An 18,309-nucleotide genomic window follows, 5' to 3' on the forward strand; every position below is an offset into this window, starting at 1 on the left:
TGGAGAGACCAATGAATACTGCTCTTAAACCAAATCCGGATCCGATTGACCTGACCTTCCAGATCGGCGGCATGACTTGCGCCTCGTGTGTCGCACGCGTCGAGCGCGCCTTGAAAGCCGTTCCCGGGGTGCGGGAGGCTTCACTCAACCTGGCCACGGAACGGGCGACGGTACGTGCCGATGCCGAAACGCGTGTCGAAACACTGTATGAAGCCGTGGAAAAAGCCGGCTACGAGGTGCCGGCTGCGGCCTTCAGCCTCTCGATCTCCGGCATGACCTGCGCCTCGTGCGTCACGCGAGTGGAGAAGGCGCTTCGAAAAGTGCCTGGGGTAGCCGAGGCATCGGTGAACCTTGCAACGGAAAAAGCCCAGGTAAGGGCGCGGGGCGGCGTCTCTCCCGATATGTTGATCGATGCTGTCACGAAAGCCGGGTATGAGGCCAGGATACCTGACGAGAGCCGGCCTGCTTCGGACGCCACTCCCGCCCTGCCCAGCTGGTGGCGCGTGGCCGCGTCCGCACTCCTGAGCCTGCCCTTGGTCGTACCGATGCTGGCCATGCCGTTCGGTCAGGACTGGGCCCTGCCCGGCTGGCTGCAACTGCTGCTGGCGACCCCGGTTCAATTCTGGCTCGGCGCGCGCTTCTACAAGGCTGGCTGGAAGGCACTGCGTGCAGGTGCCGGCAACATGGATCTGCTCGTGGCATTCGGTACCTCGGCTGCGTACGGGCTTTCGGTCTACCTGCTGTGGGCGCAGCACAGTCACGACGGTATGCAACACCTGTATTTCGAGTCGTCGGCTGTCATCATCACTTTGGTCCTCCTTGGCAAATGGCTGGAAGAGCGCGCCAAACACCAGACCGTGGGCGCGCTGCGCGCGCTCGAGTCCCTGCGTGCGATCAACGCGATCGTGCGACGCGATGGCGTCGACAAAGAAGTCCCGATCGCCGACGTCCGTCGCGGCGACTTTTTCATTGTCCGCCCCGGCGACCGCGTGCCTGTCGACGGGGTGATCGTCGAAGGGAGCAGTCACCTGGACGAATCGCTGCTGACCGGCGAAAGCCTTCCGGTCTCGAAATCCGTCGGCGACGCCGTTACCGGCGGTGCGGTGAATGCTGACGGCATGTTGATTGCAAGGGCAATCGCCGTTGGTGGCGAAACCATGCTCTCACGGATTATCAAGATGGTGGAAGACGCGCAAGCCGTCAAAGCGCCGATTCAACGACTCGTCGACAGGGTCAGCGCCGTCTTCGTTCCGGTAGTACTCGTCATCGCGGCGGTGACGTTTGTCGGATGGGGGCTCGCCAGCGGCGACTGGCAACAGGCGCTACTGAACGCGGTTGCGGTGATGGTGATCGCCTGCCCTTGCGCCCTTGGTCTGGCGACACCGACGTCGATCATGGTCGGCACCGGTGTCGCGGCCCGATACGGCATCCTCATCAAGGATGCCGAGGCACTGGAAACCGCCCATGCGGTCACCGTAGCCGCCTTCGACAAGACCGGAACGCTCACCGAAGGGAAACCTGCCGTGGTCGCCGTAAAAGGTGCGAGCCTGCCGGAGCGCGACCTCCTCGAACTGGCGCGCGCACTCCAGCAATATAGTGATCACCCGCTGGCGAAGGCGGTAGAGGCGGAAGCGTCCAATCGCGGTGTCGCGCTGCGCCCCGTATCCAATGCAAAAGCGCTGCCCGGGCGTGGTGTACAGGCCGATGTCGATGGCGCCACGGCTTACCTCGGCAACTCACGGCTGATGCAGGAACTTGGCGTTTCTCTGGGCGTGTTGGAAGGCGTCGCCGCTCATCACGAGAACGCCGGCCGCACCGTTTCCTGGCTGGTCGTAACGACAGCGGGCGGCCTGGAATTGTGCGGATTCCTCGCATTCGGCGACACAATCAAGCAAACCGCGAAGGATGCGCTCGCTCGGCTGCGTCATCTGGGGATACGCGCCGTCATGCTGACGGGCGATAATGCAGGCGCGGCAAGGGCCGTCGCGGAAGCAGTCGGCATCGACGATTTCAGGGCCGGCTTGCTCCCGGCCGACAAGGCGCGCGTCGTCAGCGAGCTCAAACAGAATGGCGAGACCGTCTGTTTCGTCGGCGATGGTATCAACGATGCTGTCGCCCTGGCCGCGGCAGACCTGGGAGTGGCGATGTCGACGGGCAGCGAAGTGGCGATCCATACCGCAGGCGTGACGTTGATGCGCGGCGACCCCTCGCTCGTCGCGGAATCGATTGATGTATCGAAGAAGACCTATCGAAAGATCAGGCAGAACCTGGGCTGGGCATTCGTGTACAACATCGTCGGGATACCGCTGGCGGCTTCCGGTTACCTGAGTCCCGTCATTGCCGGCGCTGCCATGGCATTGAGCAGCGTGAGTGTGGTGTCGAATTCACTGCTTCTGCGGCGCTGGAAACCGGAGTCGCTTGACGCAGGGCCAGCGGTAGACTGACTGCGCGATTACGGCCGCCCATTCGGCAGCGTCTGGAATTCCGAATGCCGCCGTCCGCAAACGGGGGCTTGTCCGGCAGGGCGCTATTTCAACCAGGCGTCGAATTTCTGGATGTCTTTCTGCTGCGGGTCGACGATCTTCCTAACCTGCGAAAGCGCGGTCTGCTGCAAGCCCTGACGCGACGTCGACCAGATCTGCCCGGGTGAGCGCGGATGTAGATCATCTGCCCTCTGCCACGCCGGCGCGGCCGCTCCTGACCGGACGATTACGAAAACGTAAGCTTCGAGTCACCTTCCTGTCGGCGTCGCATGCGTAATATGGCCTCCAACGCGGGACTTTTCCCGTTTCGCTAACAAGCAAGGCACGTCCCAACAGGAGAACCAGATGACCGCATACATCGCCAGGATCGCTTTCGCGACGCTATTCACCGGAACCGCAATGGCCGCCGGGCTGGCGCACGCCGAGCCGACGCCAGCGTCCGATCCGCAACTCACCGCTGCGCCGCAAGCGGCGCCGCCGGGCCGGCAGGCGCCGTTCGGATACGCAGTCGCTGGCGGCGCCAGCCGCACCATCACGATCGACCAGGAGACGCGGTACCTGAACGTGACCCGCCTCGAGGCCGTCGTGATCAATGCCGGCGGCAAGAGCGTGACCTGGAGTTTCGACACGCTCGACACGAGGTCCTTCCCACTCTCGCACATTCTGCCCGGCGCAGACAATCTCACGGTGTATGTGAGCGAGTCGCCACAGTATTTCAACTAGTTCTCGCTAATTGATGTCAGGAGTACGGCCGCGCGACCAGCATTGAAGAGGGTAAGGTCATGGTGACCGAGGACGGCCAGCGAATCACGATGCGCGGCAACGAAGTGCTCCGACTGAACGCTGTATGAAAGGAACACCTGGAGTAAGTTTCACACCCGCCGCGGCAAACGTCCTTGTACCTCTGTCGTAATCGGAAATTTTTCAATTTTTCTGGAGCCTTACATGATTCGTTTTTCCTCGCTTTTTTCCTCGCTTGTTGTATCGGCTGGTCTCGCCCTCGCAGCAAGCAGTGCATCCGCTCAAATGCAGATGAATGATCATGCCGGTCATAACGCAGGACCTTCCGAAACGCAGGGAGATTCCAACACACTGTCGACCGGTGAAGTGAAGAAGGTCGACAGGGACGCCGGCAAGCTGACGATCCAGCATGGCCCGCTGAATAACCTGAACATGCCAGCCATGACGATGGTGTTCAAGGTGCAGGATCCGGCCATGCTCGATCAGGTAAAGGCCGGCGATAACATCCGCTTCCGGGTTGAGCGCGTCAATGGCAGTTTGATCGTCACCAAACTTGAAGCGGCCAAGTAAAAGCCATGCCTTCCTTATCCGCAGGCTGACGGATCAGGAAGGCGACCATCTCCGCACTTGATTAAACTAACGAAAAGGAAAAGCATGTCCCTCAAACGCATTCTGGCCGTCACCACATTCGCCCTCGCAAGCGCCGTCACCTCCTCGGCCTTCGCACACGCAAAACTGCAATCGTCCAATCCCGAAGCGGGCAGCACGTACGACACGGCACCAAAGCAGGTCCGCCTGAAGTTCAACGAAGCGCTCGAGCCCGCGTTCAGCAAGATCAAGGTGACCGGCCCACAGAACAACGACATCCCGGTCGCCGCCACAATCGTCGACAAGGCGGATCCCACCGTCATGACTGCTCCGCTGCCGGCGCTATCCACCGGCGAGTACCATATCCAGTGGTCGACGATGACGCACGACGGCCATAAGGCAAAGGGCGACGTTACGTTCAAGGTCAAGTGATGGGGCCGGGCCTGGAAACCGCCCAGCATCTTGTCACTGCCCTGCTGAACCTGGCCGTTGCCGTGCTCACGGGAGCGACCGCGTCCCGTTTGTGGCTTGCCGGCGATACATCGAAGTGGGCTGAAGTACGCGGCCAACCGATTCGCAAGGCTGCCGTCGCCAGCGCCTTCGTCGCACTGGTCGTTAGCGTCGTGTGGCTGTGGCTCGAATCGGCGGCGATGGCCGAAGTGCCGGTCGCCGAAGCGGGAGGCGCCACCTGGTCGATGCTGACCTCCACTCACCTCGGATACGCGTCCTCGATCGGCATCGCCGGATTGACAGTGGCCACCGCCGGGGCACTCCTCCGTGGTGTCCGAAGCACGCGCCCGGCGCTGCTGACCCTCCTGGGACTGGCCGCGTTCTGGTACACCCGCGGGATGATGAGCCACGCGGCAAGCGACGGCGACATCAGCGTGCGTCTGTTGATGGACTGGGTGCACCTTGGCCTGATCAGCCTGTGGGTCGGGGAAGTGGTCCTGTCCGGTGGCGTCATGTTGAGGACATCCAACAATATGACCGCAGCCGACAGGCGTGCGCGGGCCGCTTATGTAGCGTCCCTGTCCAGCTCGGCGACGGTTGCCCTGACTGGCATCTTCGTGACCGGTATCTACGCCGCCTGGCGCAGCCTGGGCGGGTTCAGCAACCTGGTCGGCAACCCCTACGGCAGTACGCTCATGGCCAAGCTGCTGCTCGTGGGGGCAGCGGCGATGCTGGGCGGTTTCAACCGCTTTTTTGTGATGCCGCCCTGGCTCGCGCGCGAGTCCACAGGTAACGCCACACCGGAGCACTTCCCGGCAAGGTTCAGGCGCATCCTGTGGATCGAAGCGCTGGTGCTACTGGCGGTCGTCGTGCTGGCGGCCTGGCTTGCATCGACCTCGCCCCCGGGCGAACAGATGTAATGCAAGCGGATAGTCGTTTCTGTTCTGACGCATGGCGGCCGACCGAAACAGGGCGGCCGCCGCCTTCCACACCGCGCTTGCCGCCGGCGACCAGGCAAAGGCAATTGCCCCCTAGCACCAGAAGCGCTGATCTACGAGGGTGGCCACGTCGAACGTACGCGCGGCGAGTATGCGAGCAGCCACCTAGCGGATGGCACTGATTTCGCCAGGTCGTCCACGCGCAAGGTGCTCAAGGAAACCGAGCGCATCGACTGGAACACCGCGGTTGTCTGGGAAGGCTTGCACCATCGTCCATGACCACTGGCCCTCGCGCAAGCTGAGGTAAGGATGGCGGCTCCCGTGCGGTCTCAGACCTTGAAGTCGTCGAAGGCGACCATGCCGTCCTCGACGCCGAGTTCCTGCAGCATCCGGCGGGTCGCGGCGAGCATGGCCGGCGGGCCGCACACGTAGAACTCGAGCAACGCCAGATTCGGATGGTCGCGTAGCAAGCCATCGCGCACTGCCTCGTGCACGAAGCCTGTCGGCCCAGCACCGCCCTCTTCCGACAGCACGAGCCGCCAGTCGAAATTCGGATAGCGTGCCGCAAACGCTGCCATCTCCTCGACATACGGCGCGTCGCGCCGGCTGCGGGCGCCGTACCAGAAATGGACAGGCTCGCTTGCCCCTTGCGCGAAAAGCGCATGGATCATGGCGCGCAGCGGAGCCATGCCCGCGCCGCCACCGATGAACACCTTCTCACGCGCCCCGGGCTTGAGGGCGAACTCGCCGTATGGACCGCTGAAAGAGACGGCGTCGCCCGGCTTGAGCGTATACATATAGCTCGATCCCCTGCCCGGCCGTTCGCCCGGCATGAAGCGCACCAGGAAAACGAGGTGGCCGTCGGCCCGCTCCACCGGAACCGCGACCGAATAGGAGCGGCGCAGCGGCGCGTCGTTGACCAGTTGGCCGCCTGTTCCGGCCTTGTGCCAATCGTCGCGATGGTCATCCGGGACATCGATATGGCTGGCATCCCGCGCGTAGGGCGGCACGTGCATCTGTACATAGGCGCCCGGGCGGCACGCAAGCGGACGTGCTGGCCGTAACGAGATCTCGCGCAGGAAGGGGGTCAGCGCCTTCACACTGGATACAACCGCGGTGTGCTCCCTGGCCAGCAGCGCAGGGTCGCCGACATCGATGTCGACGCCGTGCCCCACAGGCAATCCACAGGCCAGCCGGTATCCGGCGTCGAGCTTGTGCGGCGGCAGCAGAGCACGGTCGGCAGCCGTCGGCGCCGGAACCTTGCCGACACACCTGACCTCGCACAGCCCGCAACTTTGCCCGCCACCGCAGTTGGAAGGCAACTGCAATCCCGAGCGTGCAAGGGCCTGGAAGACCGTGTCGCCGGCGGCGGCATCGACCGACCGCGACTCAGCATCCGCCGATCCTACGAGATGGATGCGGCTGCGCCGCCGCAGGCGAGCGGGAACGAACTCCGCCAGGCGCACGCTTGCGAACAGCAGCCAGACGCCGCTCAAGGCCATCCACAGGCCGCCGATTGCGCTGGACACGAGGAGCGGATTGTTGAAGTTGGTCCGCTCGCTATAGTCCATGATGTGGAGCATCCAGAAGAAGTCGAACAGGCGCCAGGTGCTGTTGCGATGTTCGAGCACCTTGCCCGAACGGGCGGAGACGTACACCGAGGTCTCGTCGGCGTCATCGAAGTCGACGCGCCACACCGGCTCCTTGTGTGCCCGCGCTTCGAGCGAGTAGTCGAGCAGCCGCGCGATTCCAGCCTGGCCTTTCCCCGAGTACGACGCGCGAGCGATCGCGCCGGCGAGCGCCGCATCGATGGCGAACGGACGGCCATCGACCGCGCCGACCAGCCAGCTGCGCTTGTCGCCCTGCAGTTGGTACACCGGTCGTTCGAGCACCCAGCCGGAGGTAACCGAAGAGACACCTTCCGTGCTTTTCGCCAGTAGTGCAGACAGGTCGAGCGCGTCGCGCGGCCAGGTTGGCGGCGCAGGCGGCTTGATCCGGAATTCCCGTCCCTGCACCTTGCCTGCGTCGAGCAGGCTCATCACCACCCCGCTGCCCATCCATAACAGGAACTGGATCGCGATCAGGAGGCCGATCCACTTGTGCAGCTTGCGCATCCAATGGCTCATGCCTGCCTCCTGCGCTGGAAACTGTAGAACAGCAGCCAGGCGCCCGACAGCGCGAAGGCCAGGCCCGTGATCGAGGCGACCCGCAGCAGGCTGTTGTTCACGTTCTCGCGCTCCTCGTAATCCATGATGTGGAACATCCACAGGAAGTCGAACCAGCGCCAGAGTTCGTGGCGCCGTGCGACGAGGTCGCCCGAGAATGGCGAGAAGTACAGGGTGTCCTTGCCGGCGTCGTCGTAGTGCACCGCCCACAGCGGGACCGGCCGCGCGCCGACTTCCGAGGGCGCCTTGGTTACCCATTCGATGCCGCGCACATTGCCTTCGCCTGCGTAGGCGGCGTCTGCCAGGGCAAGTACGGTCTCGCGGTCGATCGGGCTGATGGTCTTGCCGGTGACCGCGTCGACCAGGCTGACTTTCTTGTCCTGCCTGATTTCGTACACTTCCTTCTCCAGCAACACCTTCAGACGAACCGAGGTGATGCCGGGATAGGTGTCGTGCAGTTTCGCCTGCGGCATCCTCGCGCTGGAGGTCGCGAGATGCTCGCTTGGGACATGGGCGAGGTGGTCGCCATGGATGACCTCAAGCGGCACCACGACCATGTAGAGCCCGCTGATCATCCACAGCAGTGCCTGGACTCCGATCACCAGTCCTATCCATTTGTGGGCGCGGCGCACCCAGAAAGCTGATTGCATAATTATGTCGACATTGAGTTGTAGCGCCGGGCCTGCAGGCAGGCCCGGCGGCACGAAAAGCCCTGGCGGGCCCGATCAGAACTTGTAGCCCAGGCGCACGTGCCAGCGGCGGCCGAGCAGGTCGTAGGTCATCGTGTCGGTATTACCGTCCGTCCAGCTCTGGATGTACGGCGGCTTCTTGTCGAACAGGTTATCGATACCGAACGAAATCGCCACGGCCTTGTTGAAGGCATACTTCACGCTCGCGTTGTGATAAACGACGCTCGGTGCCTGCGCGCCGATGTCGCCAGGCGCCGCATTGATATCGTCCGCCTTGCCGATGTACTGGACGGTGTACGAGCCGGACCACGGTCCGATCCCGGTCGTCAGCGACGCGGTCGAACGCCACTTGGCGTAGCTGCCGCGGCCACCCGTGATCTTGCCGGCGTATTCGATCACCTCCCCGCCCGGGAACGGAGCGACGTCGAACCGGTTCAGGCGCGACACATCGGCCGACAGCGACGAATTCCAGCCGTACAGCTTGAAGTCATACAAGGCGCCAAAGTCGATGCCGGAGACGCGTTGCTGGGCCGCGTTGGCAGGCTGCGAGGACAGGAAGTTGATTTCGCCGGTGCGCGGATCGCGCGTGAAGCTCGACGGGCTGCAGAAGATGTGCGACAGCCCCGGGGAGTTGTAGCACACGGCCAGCTTGGTCGAACCGGGTACCGTCTCGATCGCGTTGTCGATCTCGATATTGAAATAGTCGAGCGTCAGGGTCAGCGACTTCGACGGGGTCCAGACCGCGCCCACGGTAAAGGTGTCCGCCTCTTCGGGTTTCAGATTCGGATTGCCGCCGCCGGTCGTCAGGATGGACGGACCGAACTGGCGGAAGCCCGCCGGCAGGCCCGAGGCCTGGCAGTTCCTGTAGACCGCTGAATTCGGGTCCATCGTATTCCAGCTGTTGCAGGGATCGGTGGTCGTCAGGTTGCCCTCGGACACTCCACCGAAGAGTTCCGGGACGTTCGGTACCCGGAAAGCGGTCGAGCGATTGGCGCGCAGCTTCAGCGACGGAATGACCTGCCAGTCCAGGCCGAGCTTGTAGGTGGCCTGCGAGCCGAACAGGCTGTAGTCGGAATAGCGCGCCGCCGCGTTCAGGTTCAGCGCGTCCACGAACGGGAGTTTCGCCAGCACCGGAACCGACAGCTCGGCGAACACCTCGCGCGCGCTGTACTGGCCGGCGATCGGGTCCTGGGCATTGGTATTGGCTGCGCCCGACACGATCAGACTGTCCGGATCGCGCCAGCCCTGCTCGCGGCGGTACTCGAAGCCGGAAGCGAATCCGACCGGGCCCGCCGGCAGGGAAAACAGCTCCCCGCTGACGCTCGCATTAAAACTCTTCTGGTCGTTGCCGCCATGGTCGCGCGTCGTGAAGTGGATGTAGTCGAGCACAGCTGGGCTGAGATTGCCGTAGCCGAGGTAGTTTCCGCAAGGGGCAGCGCCCGGACCGGTCCCGCACGTCGCCGCGTTCAGCGTCGCATCCACACGGTCCAGGTTGATGATGTTGGTCATGCCGTCGACACCGGTATTGCGGCCCCAGTTCAGGGATGCCGACCAGTCCCAGCTGCCTGCGATCGTTCCCTTCAGGCCTGCGAGCACGCGGAAGGTGTTGGTCTCCTGGAAGAAGTAGCGCGGCCCGACTTCGGCGACGCGGCGCCGCTCTAGAGTCAGGTCCTGGCCGGTCGGATTAGTCGGATGGCTCGCGGCAATCTGAATCGGGCGGTAGACACCAATTGCGCCCGGTGTGGCAAGCTGCTCGGACTGTCGATTGGTGAACATCAGCTCGGTGAAGAGCTCGACCTTCTCGCTCAGGTGCACATTACCGAAAGCGCTGACGCCGATGCGCTTGATGGGATTGACCGCATTCAGGAACGGGTTGCTATTGTAGGCATGCTTGGCCGCGCTATAGGTTTCGAAGCCGCGCGGGTTACCGTTCGGGTCCTGGTTGAAATTGACGCGCCTCCCGTCTGCGAGCCGCGCCCGACCCCCGATGGTCGAGGAACTGCCCGAGCAAACCAGTTCGCCGTCGTCTTCCACCAGTGCGCAAGGCGCGCGCGAGGCCAGGTTGACCGCCTCGCTTTCCGAGTAATTCAGCGAGGCGATCAGGGAGCCACGCTCGCTGCGCGTACCCCAGACCACGTCGGCCGACTTCTCGGCGCCGTCCCCTTCCGCGGTCCTGCCGTAGCGGACCGAGGCTTCGACGCCGTCGAAGGCCTTCTTGGTGATGATGTTGACCACGCCGGCGACGGCGTCGGCGCCATAGATCGCCGAGGCACCGTCCTTGAGCACCTCGACGCGCTCGATCATCGCGACCGGGATCATGTTCAGGTCGACGGAGCTGTTGGCGCCGGTGCCGCCCGAGACCACGCGCCTGCCGTTGAGCAGGACCAGCGTACGATCGATACCCAGGCCGCGCAGGTTCACCTGGGTCGTGCCATAACCGTTGCTGGTCCAGTAGGCGCTGGACTGGTTGCCCGCGGTGCCGGCCGACGACGGCAGGCGCTGCAGCAGCGTCTCGACCGAGATCGCGCCGGAGCGCTGGATGGTGTCGGCGTCGATCACCGTGACCGGCCCCACGCCGGAAATCTGCTCCTGCCTCAGGTTGATCCGGCTGCCCGTGATCTGGACGCGTTGCATTCCTCCGCCGTCGGCGGGTTCGCCGGTAGTCGCGGGCTGCTGGGCGTGAACGCCTTGGTGCGACATCGCCAGCACAAGCGCGGCGGTGGCCGCCGGAATGGTCTTGTATTTCATTTTTCTCTCCAGGTGCATTGTTTTAGAAACCGAGATACGGGCAGGCGACGGGTTGCCGCCGATGCCAGGGGCAGTGTTTGCCTGCAGGAGCGGGCATGGAGGGACCAATGGTCCAATAGCCAGTACGGAAGCCACGGCTACCCGGCCGGTGCACGCGAGCACAGGTACCGGAAGACACGCCGGGAGTTCAGCAGGGCCTACAGGAAAGCGTCAGTCCGGACGCGAAGGGTCACGCGAGCCGTGGTGGCCGCTCAATGCGGGCGCGTATGTGCCCGGTAAAGGAAGAGAGGTGGAATAGTTGCACGCTGCTGACGGCTTCTTCGACCGCGGTAAGGACAACGATAGGAGGCGGAGCACATGCGCCGATACAGCATTGCGCGCAGGTGCCGCAGCCGGTAGCTTCATGAACGTCGCTCGCTGTCTCGCAGTCGTCGCAGGGCTGTTCGTCTTGCGGGGCTGCTTGCCTATGGTCGGGCATGTCCTCGTGCCCTGCTTCATGCGCTTCCATATCTTGCATCTCGTGCACAAGCATGGCGGTGTGGCCCGCGCTGCCATCAACGGCAGCTTGATGGTCCATGCCGCATTCTGCTGTTGCTACCCCGGCCATGCTCCGCATCGGCAGGGACACGACAAGCAGGAACAGGAAGAATATTCGGAACGGCTTACGCATGTGATTAATGTAGCACGGCAATTATCAGTTTTGCACACATTCTGTTACATTTTTCCCACATTGTATACGTACCGTCGTCAGTGGTCCTGAACCACTCGGGTGTCGAGTATCTATAGCGGTAAATAGTGTCCGTAGGCGCCGCCATGTTGCACCGGCACCATGCGCGACGGACGATACCGCGCTCAACTCATCCGTCGCGCCGGCAACATGCTTACTTCACGGCCGTAATGACGTACTTGCCGCCTTGCTGCTCGATCTCCACGTCTACTTTCTTGCCGACCGAAAGTTTGTCGAACATGGCCTTGTTTTTGACGGCAAAGCCCATCGTCATGGACGGCCAGTTCAGGCTTTTGATCGGCCCATGCGCGAGCGTCACGGTTCCTGCGGCCGGGTCGACGGATTTCACCGTACCGATAGCCTCATGGCGAGTGGCCTGCGCACCTTTGTTTGCTTGCTGTACGCTCATGCCCTTCATCATTTCCTCACACGACTTGGCGTCCATGTTTTGCATGTTCATGCCTTCCATGTTCATGCCTTTCATCATGTCCTGGCACGACTTAGTGTTCATGCCGGTTTGACTCGGCTGTGCCTGCGCGGCGCCCAATCCAGACACGGCAAGGGCTAACATCGTGGCAATCATGGTGTGACGTTTCATCATATTTCCTTTCGTATTTCAGTTGAGGTGGGTGTATTTGCAGGCCCAGCGGCGCAGATACCGCATGCCTGCCGTGCTATTTCGCATGAATCGTTCGCTCCTCGGCCGCAGGTACCTGGCGCAGCCCGTGCATGCGCCGCGCCTGGCGGCGGCGCAGCAGCAGGTAGGCCGCAGGCACCACGAACATCGACAGCAGCGGCGCTGTCACCATGCCGCCGACCATCGGTGCGGCGATCCGCTGCATGACTTCGGAACCCGTCCCAGCGCCGATCATGATCGGCACGATACCCGCGATGATGACTGCGACCGTCATCGCCTTTGGCCGCACGCGCAGGACGGCGCCTTCGCGGATCGCGTCGACCAGGTCGGCTTCGCTGTCGCGTCCGGCCTCGACGCGGGCTTCCCAGGCATGCTTCAGGTACAGCAGCATGATCACGCCGAATTCAGCTGCCACACCAGCAAGCGCAATGAAGCCGACGCCGCTCGGTACCGACAAGTGGTGCCCGAGCAGCCACAGCAGCCACACGCCGCCGGCCAGCGCGAACGGCAAGGTGGCCATGATGAGAACGGCTTCGTCGAGGCGCTTGAAGGTGAAATAGAGCAGGACGAAGATGATCACCAGCGTGACCGGAACCACGATCTTCAGCTTCGCCGTCGCGCGTTCCAGATACTCGAACTGGCCGGACCACGATACCGAATAGCCGGGCGGCAGCTTGACCTCGCTGGCCACGGCCTGCTGCATGTCGCGTACTGCCGAGCTGAGGTCGCGGCCGCGAATGTCGACGTAGACCCAGCCCGACAGGCGCGCGTTCTCGCTCTTGAGCATGGGCGGTCCATCCTCAATGCGGATTGCCGCGACATCGCCGAGCCGGATCTGGGCGCCACGCTCGGTCAGGACCGGTAGCTCGCGCAGTTTTTCGACCGAATCGCGCACCTCGCGCGGGTAACGCACGCTGATCGGAAAGCGCTGCAATCCCTCGACCGTTTCACCGATGTTGTCTCCGCCAATCGCGGACGACACAACGCTTTGCACGTCGGCGATGTTCAGCCCGTAGCGCGCAGCGGTATCCCGGTCAATCTTCACGTCGATGTAACGGCCCCCATTTAGGCGCTCGGCCAGCGCGGATGACACGCCCGGCACTTTTTTTACGGCATGCTCGATCTCGCCGGTGATGCGGTCGATGACCTTCAAATCGGTGCCCGCGATCTTGACGCCGACGGGGCTCTTGATGCCGGTGGCCAGCATGTCGATGCGGTTGCGGATGGGCGGAACCCAGACGTTCGACAGGCCGGCAACCTTGACAATGCGGTCCAGCTCCTCGACCAGTTTGTCAGGCGTCATGCCGGCACGCCACTGGTCGCGTGGCTTGAGCTGGATCGTGGTCTCGAACATCTCCAGCGGCGCCGGGTCGGTGGCCGACTCCGCGCGGCCAGCCTTGCCGAACACACTTTGCACTTCCGGGACAGTCTTGATCAGGCGATCGGTCTGCTGCAAGAGTTCAGCCGCCTTGCCGACGCCAAGTCCAGGCAGGGCCGACGGCATGTATAGCAGGTCGCCTTCGTCGAGCGGCGGCATGAACTCGCCGCCCAGGCGTGACAATGGCCAAACTGTCGCGGCAGCGATCAGGCCCGCAGCGATGATCGCTGTCTTCGGATACCGCAACACGCGTTCGAGCAGCGGGCGGTACAGCCAGATCAGACCGCGGTTGAGCGGATTGCTTTGTTCGTCCGGAATGCGGCCACGGATCAGGTAGCCCATCAACACCGGGATCAGCGTCACGGACAGGCCTGCGGCGGCGGCCATGGCATAGGTCTTCGTGAAGGCCAGCGGCGCAAACAGCTTGCCTTCCTGCGCTTCGAGCGTGAACACCGGCACGAATGACAGCACGATGATCAGCAGCGAGAAGAACAAGGCCGGGCCGACCTCGGCAGCCGCATCGCCGATCACACGCCAGTGTTCGTCGCCAGCGAGCTTCTTGCCGGGATGGGCGTGGTTCCATGCCTCGATATGCTTGTGGGCGTTTTCGATCATGACCACGGCTGCGTCGACCATCGCGCCGACCGCGATTGCAATCCCGCCGAGCGACATGATGTTCGCATTCACACCCTGGTAGTACATGACCAGGTAAGCCGCGAGGATGCCGATTGGCAGTGACACGATCGCCACCAGCGCCGAACGCATGTGGAACAGGAAGATCGCACAGACCAGTGCGACCACAATGAATTCCTCGATCAGCTTGTGTTCGAGGTTGGTGACTGCACGCGTGATGAGGCCCGAGCGGTCGTAGGTCGGTACGATCTCGACACCGGGCGGCAGGCTCGACTTGAGCTCCGCAAGCTTTGCCTTGACCGCGTCGATCGTCTCGAGTGCGTTCTTCCCAGAGCGCATGACGATCACGCCACCGGCCACTTCGCCTTCGCCATTCAGCTCCGCGATGCCGCGCCGCATCTCCGGGCCGATCTGGATACGAGCGACATCACCAAGTCGTACCGGCACACCGGCCTCGCTGGTTGTCAGCGGAATCTTGCGAAAATCGTCGAGCGATTGCAGATAGCCGGACGCGCGCACCATGTATTCGGCTTCGCCCAGCTCCAGTACCGAGCCTCCGGTCTCCTGGTTGGCCTTTTGCACGGCGTCGACGATCCTGGCGTGCGAAATACCGAAAGCACGCATCTTGTCAGGGTCCAGCTGGATCTGGTACTGCTTGACCATGCCGCCAATGCTGGCGACTTCCGACACGTTCGCGACCGCCTTCAGTTCGTATTTGAGGAACCAGTCCTGTAGGGCGCGCAACTGTGACAGGTCGTGCTTGCCGCTCTTGTCGACGAGCGCGTATTCGTACACCCACCCCACTCCGGTGGCGTCCGGCCCGAGCGATGGTTTCGCTTGCGGCGGCAGGCGCGACTGCACTTGGTTGAGGTATTCGAGCACCCGCGAACGTGCCCAGTAGGGATCGGTGCCGTCATCGAACAGGATGTAGACGAACGAGTCGCCGAAAAAGGAATAGCCGCGTACCGTCTTCGCTCCCGGCACGGACAGCATGGTCGTCGTCAATGGATACGTGACCTGGTTTTCGACGATTTGCGGTGCCTGTCCCGGGTAGGTGGTGCGGATGATCACCTGCGTATCCGACAAGTCCGGGATGGCGTCGAGCGGCGTTTTCGACAGAGCCCACACGCCCCAGGCCGTCAGGCCGGCAGTGGCCAGCAAGACCAGGAAACGGTTGACGATGGACCAGCGGATCAGCTTGGCGATCATTTGCCGTCTCCGCTACCGGTTTGCTTGTCGGCCGGCGTGATCGACGTGATCTGGTAGTCGCCCTCCGGAGTCTGCCGGATCTCGAACGTGACCTGGTTACCCACGGCGATATTGCGCGGCAAGCCGTCCGGCGGCAGTTTGAACGGCATCGTCATTGGTCCCCATTGCAGCGTCGGCATCGCCTCGTGCGATAGCGTGATACTGTCGGGATCGATCTTCTCGACGCGGCCACGACCATGGTGCGCCGGGGCGGCAGCCGCTTTGGCGCCGTTGGCGGCACCCGCATCGCCCATGCGTGCGATCACGCCCTTGAGACTGGCTTCCGAGTCGACCAGGAACTGCCCGGACGCGACGACCTTCTGGCCGGCCGACAGGCCGCTGTGGATCTCCGTTTGGCCATTGGCTTCGCTCCCCGTTTCCACCTCGACCGGAGCGAACTTCCCATCCTCGCTCGCAACGAATACGACGCTGCGGGTGCCGGTCTGGATCACGGCCTCGCTCGGCACCAGCAAGATGGCCTTGCGCGCGGCCGGTGTCAGGCTAACCGTTGCGAACATGCCCGGCACCAGCCGTCCCTCCGGGTTGGCGAGCTCGATGCGCGCCTTCAGGGTGCGTGTGGCGGGATCGATTTCAGGCAGGATCGCGCCGACCTTGCCGTGGAAGGTCATACCGGGCCAGGCGGCGGCGCGTGCCTGGACGGTGCTGCCCGGATGTACCTGGGCGGCTGCCGCTTCAGGAATCTCGGCATTCACCCAGACAGTGGACAGGCCATTGATGCGGTACAGCGACGCACCGGGCATGACGGTCATACCCTCGCGCACGGCAAGCTCGGCCACCACGCCAGACACTGGTGAGGTGATCGTCAAACGCGGATGAACCTTGCCACTTTTCTCTATTTGGCGGATCTGCTCGCCGGTCATGCCGGCCAGCCGCATGCGCTGGCGTGCCGCGTCAGCGAGATCCGCCGACATACGGCGTGCGGCCAGGTAGTCCTCCTGCGCCGCCACCCAGTCGGGGACGTAGATATCGGCCAGCGCCTGGCCTTTGCGGACACGGTCGAGCGGCGCACGTACGTGAAGGCGCTCGACATACCCATTGGCACGGGCCTGCACGAGGAAAAGATCGCGCTCATTCCAGGCCACGCTACCCACCGATTCAAGCGTTGTGGTAAGGCTGCCTTCCTTCACCTCGGCCGTCCGGATGCCGAGGTTTTGCTGTACGCGCGGGCTGATTGCAACTTTGCCGTCATCGCCTGATTCGTCGGCATACACCGGCACGAGCTGCATGTCCATGAAGGGCGACTTGCCCGGCTTGTCGAATTTTTGGCCGGGTACCATCGGGTCGTGCCAGTAGAGCACTTTTCTGCCCGTCGCAGGATCGACCTTGTCGCCGCTCGTGGACGCGCCGCTGCCGGTTATTGTTGGCATGGCGGCATGCAGGCCATGCTGCATACCGGCCCAAAACAGACCACCGCCGACGGCGATCAGGATGGCGGCCGCGGACAACGCGAGGATGAGCTTCTTTTTCTTGGTCATTTCGTGTTCCTGGAGATGGCGGCGGCCGCCGGCATCGCGCCGTGCGAAGTGGGAAAGAGGAAGTTCAGTTCTGCCCACAGCCTGGCGGTGTCGGCTTCGAGCTGCAACCTGGAGAGATGAACGTCGAGTTCGCCACGCCGCGCGCCCAGCACCTCGGCAAGCGTCGCCTTGCCGCCACGGTAGGCAGCCAGGCTTGCCCCGCTGCGCTCTTGCGCCAGTGGGATGAGTTCCCGGGAATACCGTGCCAAGCGTTCGCGATTGGCCTGCCACTCGGCCACCATGACGCGCGTTTCCGCCGTATGCGCTCGCAGCATCTCGTCGCGTTCGGCACGAGCCTGTTCAGCCGTGACGAGCTTGGCAGCCAGTTCGCGGTCTTGCCTGTTTTTCTGGTCCCACTGCAGCGGGACCGAGACGCCGAACGAGATCATGTTGGAATATCCCGGACCGCGCTGCGCATAGCCCACTTCCACGGTCCAGTCGGACTTCTTGTTGGCCTCGGCCAGCTTCACCTCGGTCGCAGCGACATCGACCTGCTTGTTGAGAACGGCAATCTCGGGGTGATGGGCAAGCTGGGTATCGAGCGAGGCCGGGTCGAGCCGGATGGTGTCGAATGCCGGTTGACCGGACAGGGGCTGGTCGGCGATGTCGCCAACCCAGCGCGCGAGCGCAATCTTCGCGCTGCGTACCCGGCGCGCGGCATCGTCCATACGGTCGTCGAACTGTGCGACGGCAGCCCTGGCGGACAGTACATCAGCCTGGCTTCCGCGTCCGGCCCGGTAGGCGGCATCGGCGGCCTCGCGCTCACGTTGCGCCTCTTCGCGCTGGGACGCGATCACGGATGCCATTGCTTCGGCATAGTAGCGATCGAGCCAGGCAATGGCCGCCGCACGTTCGACATCGGCGATGGCCTTGTCTTTTTCGGCCAGCCCTTTGTCCGCTTCGCGCTGATACCGCTCAGCTTGAAAGCTGCGTTTGTCCGAGCGTGTGATTTCCTGCATCACGCCGATACGACGCATCGTCATGAAGTCCGCAGTGAAGCTTCCACGGTCGGGGCCGCTGACTGGCAGGTTGTCGACACCGATCTTGAGCACCGGATCGGGCAAGCGGCCAGCTGCCACTGCCATCTCACGTGAAGCCGTCACAGCAGCATCCTGCGCGGTAATCTGCCGCGAGCGTTCAATGGCGAGACGCTGCGCCTCGGCCAGGGACAAGGCATCGGCGGCAAGGGCAGGCGCCGCCAAGGCCAGGGACGTTGCCAATACGCCCAGGTATCCTGTCAGCGAAAACAGGGGAGCGCGCCCGTGACGGCGCGCGGAAAAGAAAAAGGACATGCGATCTCCACAAGCGTTGAAATACATCGCGTGCGCAAGCGCGCGCGGCGAATCAAG

Annotated in this window: 13 protein-coding genes and 1 pseudogene; 6 read left to right on the forward strand and 8 right to left on the reverse strand. The window is 63.3% G+C overall.

The window, feature by feature from the left end; all coding sequences use genetic code 11:
• The first annotated feature begins 11 nt into the window (after positions 1-11).
• The 6 genes and pseudogenes from QPK31_RS13240 (at position 12) to QPK31_RS13260 (ending at position 5,182) form a co-directional block, all read left to right on the forward strand.
• Positions 12-2,444 carry a heavy metal translocating P-type ATPase gene (locus QPK31_RS13240; protein ID WP_290423397.1) on the forward strand — a complete coding sequence of 811 codons (2,433 nt, stop codon included), beginning with the start codon at positions 12-14 and terminating at the stop codon, positions 2,442-2,444.
• 384 nt (positions 2,445-2,828) lie between these two features.
• Positions 2,829-3,206, forward strand: a complete 378-nt coding sequence (locus QPK31_RS13245; protein ID WP_290423398.1) for a CzcE family metal-binding protein — start codon at positions 2,829-2,831, stop codon at positions 3,204-3,206.
• Between the two features lie 32 nt (positions 3,207-3,238).
• Positions 3,239-3,334: pseudogene (locus QPK31_RS26230) on the forward strand (CopK family periplasmic copper-binding protein); the annotation flags it as partial.
• Between the two features lie 94 nt (positions 3,335-3,428).
• Complete coding sequence (locus tag QPK31_RS13250; protein WP_290423399.1) at positions 3,429-3,794, forward strand: copper-binding protein; 366 nt, start codon at positions 3,429-3,431, stop codon at positions 3,792-3,794.
• Positions 3,795-3,878: 84 nt separating this feature from the next.
• Positions 3,879-4,244 (forward strand): copper homeostasis periplasmic binding protein CopC, encoded by a 366-nt coding sequence (gene copC, locus QPK31_RS13255; protein WP_290423400.1) that lies wholly within the window; start codon positions 3,879-3,881, stop codon positions 4,242-4,244.
• On the forward strand, positions 4,244-5,182 hold the full coding sequence (locus QPK31_RS13260) for a copper resistance D family protein (RefSeq protein WP_290423401.1): 939 nt from the start codon (positions 4,244-4,246) through the stop codon (positions 5,180-5,182). The genes copC and QPK31_RS13260 overlap by 1 nt, the downstream gene beginning before the upstream one ends.
• Before the next feature lie 347 nt (positions 5,183-5,529).
• On the opposite strand, the gene QPK31_RS13265 is transcribed toward QPK31_RS13260, so the two are convergent.
• From QPK31_RS13265 to QPK31_RS13300, 8 genes are all read right to left on the reverse strand, one after another.
• Complete coding sequence (locus tag QPK31_RS13265) at positions 5,530-7,326, reverse strand: 2Fe-2S iron-sulfur cluster binding domain-containing protein (protein ID WP_290423402.1); 1,797 nt, start codon at positions 7,324-7,326, stop codon at positions 5,530-5,532.
• The gene (locus QPK31_RS13270) at positions 7,323-8,015 is read right to left on the reverse strand and encodes a PepSY domain-containing protein (RefSeq protein WP_290423403.1); all 693 of its coding nucleotides are present in this window, start codon (positions 8,013-8,015) and stop codon (positions 7,323-7,325) included. Before QPK31_RS13270 ends, QPK31_RS13265 begins: the two co-directional genes overlap by 4 nt.
• A 75-nt stretch (positions 8,016-8,090) precedes the next feature.
• Positions 8,091-10,802 (reverse strand): TonB-dependent receptor, encoded by a 2,712-nt coding sequence (locus QPK31_RS13275; RefSeq protein ID WP_290423404.1) that lies wholly within the window; start codon positions 10,800-10,802, stop codon positions 8,091-8,093.
• Between the two features lie 229 nt (positions 10,803-11,031).
• On the reverse strand, positions 11,032-11,472 hold the full coding sequence (locus QPK31_RS13280; protein ID WP_290423405.1) for a hypothetical protein: 441 nt from the start codon (positions 11,470-11,472) through the stop codon (positions 11,032-11,034).
• 211 nt (positions 11,473-11,683) lie between these two features.
• Entirely contained in the window at positions 11,684-12,127 is a 444-nt protein-coding gene (locus tag QPK31_RS13285; RefSeq protein WP_290423406.1) for a copper-binding protein, read from the reverse strand.
• A gap of 76 nt (positions 12,128-12,203) precedes the next feature.
• The gene (locus QPK31_RS13290) at positions 12,204-15,386 is read right to left on the reverse strand and encodes an efflux RND transporter permease subunit (RefSeq protein WP_290423407.1); all 3,183 of its coding nucleotides are present in this window, start codon (positions 15,384-15,386) and stop codon (positions 12,204-12,206) included.
• On the reverse strand, positions 15,383-16,921 hold the full coding sequence (locus QPK31_RS13295) for an efflux RND transporter periplasmic adaptor subunit (protein ID WP_290423408.1): 1,539 nt from the start codon (positions 16,919-16,921) through the stop codon (positions 15,383-15,385). The genes QPK31_RS13290 and QPK31_RS13295 overlap by 4 nt, the downstream gene beginning before the upstream one ends.
• Entirely contained in the window at positions 16,918-18,252 is a 1,335-nt protein-coding gene (locus QPK31_RS13300; protein WP_290423409.1) for a TolC family protein, read from the reverse strand. The genes QPK31_RS13295 and QPK31_RS13300 overlap by 4 nt, the downstream gene beginning before the upstream one ends.
• Between the last annotated feature and the right edge of the window lie 57 nt (positions 18,253-18,309).

This window comes from Massilia sp. YIM B02769, assembly GCF_030411995.1.
In the GTDB taxonomy this organism is placed as follows: Bacteria; Pseudomonadota; Gammaproteobacteria; order Burkholderiales; family Burkholderiaceae_D; genus Telluria.